This window comes from Paenibacillus athensensis (assembly GCF_004514475.2).
Lineage (GTDB): Bacteria > Bacillota > Bacilli > Paenibacillales > NBRC-103111 > Paenibacillus_AL > Paenibacillus_AL athensensis.
Genome location: NZ_MYFO02000017.1, coordinates 69,505 through 81,555, shown reverse-complemented (window position 1 = coordinate 81,555; position 12,051 = coordinate 69,505). Strand labels below are relative to the sequence as shown.

Here is a 12,051-nt window from a genome sequence, read left to right as displayed (position 1 = left end):
CGCGGCTTCTCAGCCGCGCAGCAGAAATGTCTGGTGGACCGTCCAAGCCGAATTGTCGGTCTGGTACAGCAAATGCACGCGATCAATCCGCGTCGTCAAATCAAGCTTGCGCTGCTTCAGGCTGGCCAGCACGTCATGCAGCTCGTCGTCGCCCATCTGCTGGCCGATCGTCAGATGCGGCGTGTAATGATACGGCTTGCCCGCTTCGCTCAGCTGCTCTCCGCACAAAGCGCGATGCAGCTCCAGCATCGGCTGCGGGTCGGCGAGCGCCATGTAGATCACCGGATTCGCCGGGTAAAACGAAGAAAAACGGTTAAACCGCATCTCAAACGGAGCCAGTCCCGACGTCACCTGCTCCAGCCGTTTCACGGCCTCGGCCAGCCGGTCGCCGCTCCACTCCTCTTTCTCCCGAACGGTCAAATGCGGCTGGATCAGCTGATAATGCGGGTCGTAGCGCTTGCGGTAGCTGTTGGCAGCGTCTTGCACATCCTTGGAAGGAAAAACAACGATTCCGTATTGCATGACAGATCACCTCGCCGTAAAAATAGTTGCTGCTTCCTATTATACCGCGCCGCGCCTTTTTCTAACAGCTCCGCTGTCTGGGCGCATCCCGCTCATAAAGCGGCGTCGATGTGGATAAGATAGGAATACCGGACCATCAAACACAAATGGAGTGAATGCGCGCATGCATTGGGTCTATTGGGCTAAATTGTACGAAAGCAAGTTCCAGGCCGGCTGCCTCGCCAAGCGGATGGAAGAAGACTGGTGGATTTACGGCTACGAATGCCCGACAGAAATCGAAGTGTACAAATCCCGCAAAGGCCGTTTCGGCGTCCGTTACAGCTTGTAGTCGACGTCGCATCTGCTTTTATGGCAAAAAAATCTTGACTTCCGACCAAATTTCGGTGTATATTTATTTTTGTCGTCACTTTGTACGACATACTGACGCGGGGTGGAGCAGCCCGGTAGCTCGTCGGGCTCATAACCCGAAGGCCGCAGGTTCAAATCCTGCCCCCGCAACCAATTTTATCCCAGATATGGGCCCTTAGCTCAGTTGGTTAGAGCGGTCGGCTCATAACCGATTGGTCGGGGGTTCAAGTCCCTCAGGGCCTATTTCATCAAAATCCTTGTCCTGCAAGGGTTTTTTGCTATTTTTAGGGGATATATCAGGCGGCCGGCGCTGCCCCACTTCACCCGGCCAACGCCGCTCCGCCCAGCCGATGCCCCTCCTTTGTATCACGACTTGCCTTGCGGCAGCTGCTGACGCAGGGCATCGACTTGCTTTTGCAGCTCGATAATGACGTTTTGCCACTCCTGAATGCGCGCTTGGTATTGTGTAATCTGTGCGCCAAACTGGAATTTAAGCGTATCGTCCGTAGCGCGGTCCATCTCAAAGGTGAAATTTTCGATACTTTGTTTCATATTCTGTATGCCCGCCTGCTTGCTTTGAATGTCGCTCTCCAGCTTGCCGATCTGGACCATAAGCTCGGCCTGACGGGCCGCGTCCGGATCGGGCGTCGCCGCTTTGCGCGTCATCACGACTTCACGAGCATCGGTAAACGTCACCTCGTACCCGACAGCTTCGCCGAACGACCGCACCGGCAAATACGTTTTGTCGTTCACGACGATCGCATCGCCGACGCGCACGCCGTCCACCTTGACCGGGAACAGACCCTGCACCACCGCGTTCATCACCTGCTCTACCTCGGCATGAGCCGTCAGGCTTAGCGAAAGCACAAAGCCGACAGCAGCTCCAATCACATATTTCCTCATCAGCCACACCCCTGCAGCGTTTTCTTCCATCATATCATAAATCAGCCAACCGCCGCGCTGCCAAAAAAGCCCGGCTCAAGCAAACAGCTTGAGCCCCACAGCCGCAGCCAGCACCATCGCCATGCAAAGCAGACGCCGCCACTGACGCGATTCGCCGAACAACAGCATCCCGACAGCGGCAGCGCCCACCGTGCCGATTCCGGTCCAGATCGCATAAGCCGTCCCCATCGGCAAGCTGCGAAGCGCAAGGCTGAGAAACAGGAAGCTCAGCGCAACGCCCGCTCCAAACAGCGCAAACGCCCGCACATCGCGGTCGCGCTTGATCCGGTTCATGCCAACGACGCCAACCACCTCAAACACCCCGGCTGCAAGTAAGGCCATCCACGCCATTTAGTTCCCCTCCTCGGCCGCTGCCGTGTCGCCGGTCAGCTTGAGTCCCATTACACCCGCAAGCAGCAGCGCGATCAACAACAGCTTGGTCAGCTTGACCGGCTCCGCGAACCAGACCATTTCCGCCAGCACGGTCCCCGCGGTGCCCAGCCCCGTATAAACCGCATACACCGTGCCGACGGGCAGCTTGGCCGATGCCGCGATAACCAGATAAAACGAAATGCCCAGCGCCGCAAGCGTCAGCGCCCACAACATCCACGTATCGGCATGCTTGAAGCCTGCCACCCAACCGACCTCGAACAAAGCCCCGACGCCAATCCACATCCAACTGCGATTCATGTGTCAACCTCCTCTAGCTGCTTTGCACCCCTCGCCAGTACACATACCAGGAAGCGTCCAGCCTCCGTAACGAGCGCTCTTGGCCGCCATAGAGCATCTCAACGAACATTCCGTCCAAAACAGCGGTAAAAGCAGCCGCGGCCCGCTGTGCGGATACGTCCCGGTGCATCTGCCCACTGCTCGCCGCAGCGGCAAAAAACGGCTCCAGCAGTACCCCCAGCCGATCAAGATGATGATTGCAATAATCGACGATTTCCCGGTGCAAATGAGCCGGCGGAAAAAACGCCATCCGCAAAAAAAACTTCGTATCGTCCTCCCGCTCGTAGCGCTGACGATATCCGTCCAGAAAGCCGTACAGCAGCGACTCCAGCGCCAGCGACCGGCTGCGCTCCAGATACGCCTCGACAAACAGCATTTCCCGGGCTGCCACGTCGCGGAAGACGACCAGAAACATCTCATCCTTGCCCGTAAAATGATTGTAAAGCGACTGCTTCTTGATCCCGACCTCTGCCGCAATATCGGCCAAAGATGCTCCCTCATAACCGCCCCGCGCAAAATGCCGCAGCGCCACTTCCCGAATTTTATCCGAAGTCAACATAACCCCTCCCAAACTGACGACCGTTCGTAAGTTTATTAAACCATAAAGCGAGCAGCGAATCAAGCCCTGCCCCTCGCTCGCAGACATCCGGCTACCGGATTATGCAAGAGGCTTCGACACGCCCCTTGCTGAAAGCAGTCTCCGGCCATGCAAAAAATGCCTCCAACGCCCGCAATTGAAGCGGGGCTGGAGGCATCTTGGGGATCAAACGCCGGGAGCGGAGCGGAAAATGTTGCTTTTGTGAGACGACCTTTCGGTTAGCCGCTTCCCCTCGTTCCATCCCGCTGTCAAAACTGCTTGAACGTCGTCAGCAGACGCTTGGCCTGCTCGTTGTTGTCCGTTGTAAACACCTCGTACACCTTCACCGTCAGCGGCACCTCCAGCTGCGAGGTCGCCGAGCCGATGATGACATCGTTCTCGCCGTTCAGCAAGCGATTTTGGCCGTAAAAGCTTTGCGTCGCACTGCCGATCAGGCTGCCCGTGCTGTTGTACAAGTCAAACTGCAGCTTGCTGCCGTTGGCGTCCGTCAGCACCGCTTTGTCCTGCTTGAGATTCAGGAACAGCTTCAGCCTGTAATTGTACGTGAACGTCTGTTGCGACATGTTCGCCGAGATGTCCCAAGACGTCACCTTGGCTGTGTATGGGTACAAGACCAGCTGATCGGCGGGATCGGCCGCTTGCAGCTCAACCCGGCAGACGCCGAGCAGCGATTTGTAGCTGTAGTCGCCGGCGCTTTGCTTGCTGTAGATCCCAAGCTGCAGCCCTTCGCCGGTTTCCGAAGCCGGCAGCGCAAACGCGTAGCTGACCACATAGGACGCCCCCGGCACGATGCTCGCTGCCGTCGCCTGCTGGCGGCTGCCGCTGTAGATGTACCCGTCCTTGCTGCGCAGCTCGGCAGCAAATGGCGGAACCGGCACCGAGCGGTCGCCCTTGTTCGTCAGCTTGAACTTGGCGACAGCGGTATTGAAGCCGTCCTCGACGTTCGCGCTCATATGCAGCTCGACAAGCGACACATCCATCGACGACGGAATCAGCTTGCTCACGCTGTCGAGCTTCAGCGGATCGCCAAGCTTATAGAGCGGCGCCAACGATGCCAGATCGGCTTCGCCCGCTGCATCCGGCAGCAGGATGCTCAGACGGCCGATGCGGAACGTCTCGTCGCCCCCTTGGCCGCTGAACGTCTCCGGCGTCACAACGGTCAGGCTCGTCAGCGCCGTATCCAGCTCCGTCGGCATAACGACGTGCACGTATTTCTTCTCGCCCGCCTCCAGCGAGACGGACGCCTCGGCGCGGCTTCCCGTATACACCTTGCCGTCCGCTTGACCGTCAAGGCCAAAAGCCGGCACAAGCTGACGCTCCTTCGTCGGATTCGACGCCTCCAGCTGCACCACCGTCGCGACGCCCTTGGCCGTCACTTCCTGGTGCAGATCGACCGGGCGCAGCACGACCGGCGAACGCAGCGCATCAAGCGTAAACGCCTCACCCCATTTGCGGATCGCCGTCACGTTCGTCACGACGCTGTTCGCGCCGTTCCACACCTGATCCGGGCCGACCGCCAGCTTCAGCAGCACCGTCTCGCGCTTCGGATAGACGTCGGTGTCGACATCGACCCAGTTCAGCTCGGTCACGTCCACCTCATCCATGCGGTCCACGGTCGCCAGATAGCTCAGCTCCTGCACGGCCTTGGGCTGGATGGCGCGCACGTTCCGGCTGCTCGGCTGCAGCGTGTACGACACCCCGTCGGCGGTCAGCACCCGCAGCTCCACATCCGGTACCCGCTGCAGCTTGCCCGCCGTGTTGCGCATACGCACAACCGCGCCCAGCCGGCTGGTGTCGCCCGTGCGGTCGTTAAACAAGCTCTTGAGCTCCACATCCATCGAATCGGTCAGCGCATAGCGCACGACAGACGCACCGGCCGCAGGGGCCGGATTGGCCGCCCACGCGGGGGCAGCCACAACCGTCAGCAGCGCTGCCGACAGTACCGCCGTCGTTATTGTTTTTTTCCATGTATGATTCACAGGTTCGTCCTCCTATTGGCAAAAAGGTTCATATACAGATCAGTTGGCCGCTTGTACCTGGTCCTGGTCCTTGAGCTGGTGCTGGCCGGACACGACAATCGTCTCGTCGGCTACGACGCCGGAGAGCACCTCCTGGTTCGCCTCGTTCAATCGGCCGAGCTCAACCTTGCGCTTCTCGACCGTGTTGCCCTTGAGCACGAAAACGAAGGAGTCGCTGCCTTCGCGTACGACGCTCAGCGTCGGCACGACCGGCACGATCTGCTCGCTGTCGCTCGTCAGCACAATTTGCGCCTTGGCTCCCGGCTTCAGCTTGCCGTCGGCATTGGCGACCTCCAGCTCCAAATCGTACGCTTTCGTCTGGCTGTTCATCACGTCCGAGAGGAACGTGACCTTGGCCTCCTGCTTATCGGTCACATCGGGGATGTAAAACACCAGACTCGATTTGCCGCGAACGAGCGCTGCCGCCGTTTCGGTCAGCGTCGACTTGATTTTCACCGGATTGAGCTGCTGCACCTCGCCGGCGCGGAAGCCCGGCGTAATCGTCATTCCGACCTCGGCGGTCAGATCGGTCAACACGCCGGACGCCGGCGCCTTGACCTCCAGATTGCTGAGCGCGCGCACAGCCGAACGGCTGCCCAGCTTCGCCGATTCCAGCTGCATCTCCACCGTAGCCAGCGAGTCCGTATTTTCCAGCGTTTGCAGCTTTTTGCGCTGAATATCGAGATCAAGCTGCATATTGCTCAGCTGCGTCCGGGCTTGATCGAGCTGCGCTTGGGTCGCGTTGCCGGCGTCGTAATCGTTATGCGTGCGGTTGTACGCCTTTTCCAGATCGGACACGGCCGTTTCCAGCTTGACGATCGCATTTTTCAGCTCGGTTTTGCCGTTATCGACGTCCTCGCGCGCCTTTTTCAACTGCGCCTCGGCGCTGCGGATCGACAGATCGCTTTGCTCCTTTTGCAGCTCCACGTCGACCGGATCGAGCCGGAACAGCACATCGCCCTTTTGCACGGCGTCGCCGCGTTTTTTCAAAACCTCGACAATCTCCCCGCCCGCCTTGGCGACGACATCGAGCCGAACCGACGATACCACGTCGCCGACCTGCTCCAGCGGATCGCCGATTTTCTGCTTCTCGACCTTGGCCGTTTTGACCGTTTTCACCTGCTGCTGCGCAGCGGCGGCTTGAGCCTCCGGCGCTGCCGCCGGTTTGGCCGAGCAGCCCGCGACCAGCGCTGCGCTGAGCGCGACGACGCCAAGCCATTTGGCGCCTTGCGTAAGTGTGGTTAGTGATCGTTTCATATCCGGTTTCCCCTTTTCCTCATCCTCGTCGTATTAGTGAAGCCCGGGTGCAGACGGCTCCGATGGAACCGGCCCGGCTGCAACTCCCGATGCGATTTGTTTCAGCAGCTTTTGTTCCTTGCGGCGATACAGCAGCTCGTACATGATCGGTACGATCACCAGTGTCAGCAACGTCGATGTAGTCAAGCCGCCGATGACGACGACCGCCAACCCTTTGGAAATGATCGTGCCCTTCGACAATCCAAGCGCCAGCGGCAAAAGCGCAATGATCGTCGCTCCGGCCGTCATGATGATCGGGCGCAGACGCGTCATCCCCGCTTCAATCAGCGCGTCGCGCACCAGGCTGCCCTGCTCGCGCAGCTGCTGCACGCGGTCGACGAGCACAATCGCATTGGTGACGACGATGCCGATCAGCATCAGGAAGCCGATCAGCGACGTTACGTTGACCGACTCGCCGGTCACGAGCAGGCCGAGCAAGCCGCCAATCGCCGCCAGCGGCAGCGAGAACAGAATCGCGAACGGCGCGCGCGCATTGCCGAACGCCAGCACCATGACTAGGTAAACGATGAAAATCGACGCTGCCATCGCCATGAACATTTCCATGAAGCTTTTGTTGATATCGTCGGAGACGCCCTTCACCTCGCGGCTGACGCCCGGCGGCAGCTCCAGCTTGGCCAGCTCAGCCGACACCTTGTTGCTGACGCCGCCCTTGTCGACGCTGTCGATTTTGGCGCTGACGCTCAGCACCTGATTTTGCATTTCGCGGCTGATGCCAATCGGCGCATCGATCTGGCGGATTTTGGCCACCTCGTTCAACTGGACGTTTTGCCCGGTTGGCGTGCGCAGCAGGAACGCGCCCATTTTTCCCACGGAATCCTTGTACGCCGGGTCCAGCATCACCTTGGTGTTGTAGGTGACGTTATCGAACTTCAAATCGCCCAGCTTTTCCTCGGCAATCCACGCATTGACGGTTTGCAGCACCTGCGCTGCGCTCAGTCCGTACAGCCGCGCTTTATTTTGATCGACGGTGATTTCAACCTCGGTTTTCGATTCGCTCAAGCTGTCCTTGACATCGCTCAGCTCGGGGAATTCCTTCATCTTCGCTTTGACCATATCGGCGGCCTGCCGCAAATAGAGCTGGTCGTCGCCCTTGAGCGAGTAGGAGAAGTCGGAGCCTCCCGAACCGCCCGGACCAAACGTAATCAGCTGCACGTTGACATCGGAGCCTTCCGGCATCATCGCCAATAGCTTCTCCTTATACGTCTTGACCGCTTCCTTGGCGTCCGCTGCTTCCGACACCTCGGTGAACATCACCGTGCGGTACGCATATTTGTCGCTGCTGAAATTGTAGCCGACCAGCGCTTCGTTATATTTGAACATAGGCTGGCCCGCCGGGTCCTTTTCGGCCTTGAGCATCGCTTCGATTTCCTGCGATTTGGCGTTCATCGTCTCCAGCGACGTTTCGCGCGGCATTTTCAGCTCAACCAGCACCTGACGGTCGGTTTCACTATCGGGCATGAACGACATCGCCAAATTCGGAATGCTGATGAAGGCCGAGCCGAGGAAAATGACGACGGCAATCAGCACCGTAATCCAGCGGTGATTCAGCGACCAGAGCAGCACCCGGCGATAGCGCTCGGCCATCGGACCGACGTGATTTTCGTCGTGGGACGGAATTTTTCCGCTTTTCATCACCAGCAGCTTGGCGAGCATCGGGATGACCGTCAGCGCTACGAGCAGCGACGACAGAAGCGCGCACACCAGCGTTATGGCAAACGGACGGAACACCTCGCCGACAACACCGCTGACGAAGGCGATCGGGCCGAAGACGCCAACTGTGGTAATCGTCGAAGACGTAATCGCCGCCGACACCTGGCGCGTCGCCAGCCGAATGACGGATTCATTGCGCTCGTGCGCTTTTTGCAGCTGGCTGTAGATGTTCTCGATCACGACGATGCTGTCGTCGACGACTCGCCCGATCGCAATCGCCATCCCGCCGAGCGTCATGATATTCAGTGAAATGCCAAGCGGAGCCATCACCATCAGTGTAATGAGAATCGACAGCGGAATCGAGACAAGCACGATCAGCGTCATTCGCACGTTGCGCAGGAACAGGAGAATCATCAGCGAAGCGAGAATCGCCCCAAGGCCCCCCTCCTGCACCATGCCGTGTACCGATTCCTTAATCGAGGTCGCACCATTGAGCACAATGTGGAACTTCACGCCGGGCAGGTTCTGCTCCCAGTCGGCCATCAGCTTGTCGGCAGCGTCGGCGAACTCGACCGCGTTGGCCGCTTTCGTTTTGTACAACAGCACGCCAATCGCCGGTTTGTCGTCCAGCCGGGCAATAAACGACGATTCGCTGATCGCTTCGATTTTGGCGATTTGCTTGAGCAGCAGCGTGTCGCCGGTATGCGTCGTCAATTTCATATTGTCCAGACCGTAGATCGTATCCAGCTCGCCCTTGACCCGCACCATTTGCGTATTGCCGTTAAAATCGACCGTTCCTGCCGGACTCGATACGAGCGACGCTTTGATCAGCGCCGACACGTCCGATGGAGCGAGACCGTAGTTGTTGATCGCTGCGGCGTCGAGCTTGATCGTCAGCACCGCCTCCTGATTACCGACCGAATCGACGTGATCGATCCCCTTCAGCCCGTTAAAGCCGGGCAAAATCGTATCCTTGTAAATCTTGTCGAGCTCGGCCTGATTCATGCCGTTTTCTCCGTAAACCGCCATGTAGTACACCGGCTCGGAGGCGAAGCCCGCCGTCAGCACCTTCGGCTTATCGGCGCCCTGCGGCAGCTTGACGTTGGCGATCAGGCTTTCGACGTCCTTCTTGACGTCTTCCGGCTTTTTGCTTTGCTCCAGCTCAATGAAAATTTGTGAAAAATTGTCCTGCGAGCTGGATGTCAAATTTTTCAGCCCGTCGACCCCGGCCACCGCCTTTTCGATCGGCTTCGTAATCTGCTCCAGCACGTCCTTGGGCGGCGCTGTGTACGTCGTGTTGACGATAACGACCGGAAACGAAATATCCGGCATGCTTTCCACCTTGAGCGTCGTCGTGGCATACAGCCCCCCGACCACGAGCAGCAGCATGATAATAAATACTGCCGCCATGTTTTTCATCGAAAACTCGGTAAATTTATGCATCCTCTCTACTCCTCTACCCCGCTATGTACAAAATAAAATCGCCGACTCTTTCAGCATAAACGCCAATTCTTAACATTTTCTAAAGATAGTTGAAAATTTTCTTTACCGGGCTCCTTTCCGCTGCTTTATGTAGTCCCATTATATAATCGCCGGCTGGCAAAAACAGGTGAAGACAGTCACAATCGCAGTCACATGAGGTCATACCGGCGGGCGGCATCATATGACTTCGCCATATGACCGGCACAAGCCCACAAAAGCCCGAACATAAAAAAAGACCCCGCAGGGTCTTCTTCGCTTGAATCGATAAGAAAATGAGAGCTTGTCAGCCGGGCCAACAGGCCGGATCAGTCGCTGGTAATAAACCAGTCGAGCTTCTGGGAAGCGAGCAGCTTGCGCTGGCCCTGGAACTCGTCGTACAGGCTGAGCGTGTAGTTTTTCAAATATTGCAGCTTGAAAATCATATCCGCATCATTCATCGCAATCTTGAATTCCTCGTGCTTGCCGACGCGCAGCTTCGTGCCGTCGTCGCCGTTTTCGTCGTTGGCCGCATCGAAATCCTTGTAATCATACGATTTCTCAAACGTCTTGGTGCCCGCTCCGTCTTCGAATACCAAAACGAGCTTGTGTCCGTCATTATTGACTTCCATCTGCGAATCGCGGGTCAGCTCGTAGTTGAACTTCAGCGTCAACGCGCTCGGGTCAATCGAGGTGCCGATACGGTTGATCGACAGCGTATACGGGAAGATCGATACGCCGAGCAGCTTGTCCTTGACCGCTGTCGTATCCTGCGGCAGCCAGAACGCAACCGGCTTGACGTACGAATCGGCCTTGCTGTCGCCGCTCGTCAGCTTGCCGTCCGTGACCGCTTCGCCGAGCAGCAGATGCATATTGTCGGTAGCCAGCCCCTTGGGCAGCATCGCCGACACCTGCAGCAGCGCTTGGCCGCTCGGGCTGATTTTGCTCGTGACCTCGGCGATCGAAGCCGGGAACACGCTGCCGTCCGCTGTGCGGAAGTGGGCGACCAAATGCGTCAGGTTCGTCTGGCGCTTCTCCAGATTCGTCGCTTCGACCTGGGCCACGAAGACTGAGCTTGTTTTGCCCGGATACGTCGCTGTCCGGCGCACCGCATATTTGGTCTTGCGTCCCGTATCCGGGAGCGTGTAAGCCTCGCCTTGGCTGAAGAAAGGAATCGCCTGCAGCTCGGACTGGCCGGAGAACTCCAGCACGTCGGTCGTCACCGCCTCGCTTTCCTGCTCCTGCAGCACCAGCTTGATCTGCGAGAACTCATACGTATACGGCACCTTGGCCGCAATCTGCAAATTAAGCGAGCCGCCGGCGCCAAGACCGATCACCTTGGCCGTCTGCACCAGCTTGGCTTCGACCTTAACCGCGCCGTCAAGCAGGAAGTAGCCGCTCAGGTTCGGAATCGGCAGCGATTCGTCGCCCTTGTTGCTCAGCGTCAAATCAGCGGTCAGAATGTCCTGATCCTCCCAAGGCAGCCGGTACAGGCCGTTCAGCGAAGCGTTGTAAACGCCGGACTTGCTCGTGAACGAATACTTCTTGCCAATCGAGCCGCCGGACTCCTGCGTCACAGCGGGCAGCTGGAACGTGCCGACTGGCACGTTTAGCTTCAAATCGGCAATCGTATCGGTAATGACCAGTTGCCAGCCGTCGGAGGAGACGGAAACCGGAATCGAGCCGGATAGCTGAATATCCTTGCTTTCCTGCGGATTGATCGTCAGATCCTTGGCGCCCTTGGCCTCCAGCGGATACAGATAGCCTTCCTTCGTGCGGATGGCATACAGATACGCCGGCAGATCGACCGAATGCGAGCCGCTGTTGGACAACGTGAGGTAGACAGTCGGCACGTAATATTTTTCATTTTTATTGCTGACGAGCTTTTTGATCGATGCGGACAGGTCCGTTCCGCTCACGTTAATCAGTGCCGAACCGCCCGCCGGGGCTACGTCGGTATAGGAGGCGGGCACGGCAACCTCGCCGAGCACGCGCTCGAAATTCGGCTGGCTGAAATCCCATTTGATGAACTGCACGACAAGGTCCTGCAGTTGGGTCGAATCGTTGACCGTGGCATAAAATGTGATGTCCATGCTGGCCCCGGGCGCTACGCGGTTTTTATCCTTGTCCGCGGGCAGCAACCGTGCGGAGAATTGGCTGCCGGCTTTGCTTTTCAGCCGCACCCAATAGTCGATGAACTGCAGCTCGCTGCTGCCGCCATTGCGCAGGGTCACGGTAAAGGTGGCCAGCTTGCCGCTGGCTGAAGGCAATACGTGAATGCTCTTCAGCGCAAACGACGAGCTGCCTGTCAGCGCCACCGAGCCGACTGCAACCGCCGGTGAAGCTGCGCCGGCATCGGCCGCATACGCCGGAAGCGCAGCGCCGAGCGCAAGCGATACGGATAAAGCGATTGTCGCCAGACGGCGTTTGGGAATCCTTTTGCTCATAGATTTTTTCTCCTTTTGCTTC

The 12,051-nt window shown here is 58.2% G+C and carries 10 protein-coding genes and 2 tRNA genes; 3 read left to right on the top strand and 9 right to left on the bottom strand.

From position 1 onward, the window contains the following. Window positions 1-9: 9 nt before the first annotated feature. Window positions 10-522, bottom strand: a complete 513-nt coding sequence (locus B5M42_RS22945; RefSeq protein WP_230633152.1) for a 2'-5' RNA ligase family protein — start codon at window positions 520-522, stop codon at window positions 10-12. A 163-nt stretch (window positions 523-685) separates the two neighbouring features. Here B5M42_RS22945 and B5M42_RS22940 point away from each other — a divergent pair, with 163 nt between their 5' ends. The 3 genes from B5M42_RS22940 (at window position 686) to B5M42_RS22930 (ending at window position 1,113) form a co-directional block, all read left to right on the top strand. Continuing rightward, entirely contained in the window at window positions 686-850 is a 165-nt protein-coding gene (locus tag B5M42_RS22940) for a hypothetical protein (protein WP_167690334.1), read from the top strand. A gap of 96 nt (window positions 851-946) precedes the next feature. Beyond that, window positions 947-1,023: transfer RNA gene (locus B5M42_RS22935), tRNA-Met, on the top strand. Between the two features lie 16 nt (window positions 1,024-1,039). Continuing rightward, window positions 1,040-1,113 (top strand) — tRNA-Ile (locus B5M42_RS22930). Window positions 1,114-1,236: 123 nt separating this feature from the next. On the opposite strand, the gene B5M42_RS22925 is transcribed toward B5M42_RS22930, so the two are convergent. From B5M42_RS22925 to B5M42_RS22890, 8 genes are all read right to left on the bottom strand, one after another. Continuing rightward, window positions 1,237-1,773, bottom strand: coding sequence for a hypothetical protein (locus B5M42_RS22925; RefSeq protein WP_134757427.1), 537 nt, complete (start codon window positions 1,771-1,773; stop codon window positions 1,237-1,239). A 75-nt stretch (window positions 1,774-1,848) separates the two neighbouring features. After that, complete coding sequence (locus tag B5M42_RS22920; RefSeq protein WP_134757429.1) at window positions 1,849-2,163, bottom strand: DMT family transporter; 315 nt, start codon at window positions 2,161-2,163, stop codon at window positions 1,849-1,851. After that, a complete protein-coding gene (locus tag B5M42_RS22915; RefSeq protein ID WP_134757431.1) occupies window positions 2,164-2,502 on the bottom strand; it encodes a DMT family transporter in 339 nt (112 codons plus the stop codon). It lies immediately after the preceding gene. 13 nt (window positions 2,503-2,515) lie between these two features. Beyond that, window positions 2,516-3,100: a TetR/AcrR family transcriptional regulator gene (locus tag B5M42_RS22910; protein WP_230633151.1), complete on the bottom strand. Its 585-nt coding sequence runs from the start codon at window positions 3,098-3,100 to the stop codon at window positions 2,516-2,518. A 287-nt stretch (window positions 3,101-3,387) separates the two neighbouring features. Continuing rightward, complete coding sequence (locus B5M42_RS22905; protein ID WP_134757433.1) at window positions 3,388-5,118, bottom strand: hypothetical protein; 1,731 nt, start codon at window positions 5,116-5,118, stop codon at window positions 3,388-3,390. 39 nt (window positions 5,119-5,157) lie between these two features. Next, a complete protein-coding gene (locus tag B5M42_RS22900) occupies window positions 5,158-6,414 on the bottom strand; it encodes an efflux RND transporter periplasmic adaptor subunit (protein ID WP_134757435.1) in 1,257 nt (418 codons plus the stop codon). 33 nt (window positions 6,415-6,447) lie between these two features. Then, window positions 6,448-9,567, bottom strand: coding sequence for an efflux RND transporter permease subunit (locus B5M42_RS22895; RefSeq protein WP_134757437.1), 3,120 nt, complete (start codon window positions 9,565-9,567; stop codon window positions 6,448-6,450). Window positions 9,568-9,911: 344 nt separating this feature from the next. Next, window positions 9,912-12,029 (bottom strand): hypothetical protein, encoded by a 2,118-nt coding sequence (locus B5M42_RS22890; RefSeq protein WP_134757439.1) that lies wholly within the window; start codon window positions 12,027-12,029, stop codon window positions 9,912-9,914. Window positions 12,030-12,051 lie beyond the last annotated feature (22 nt).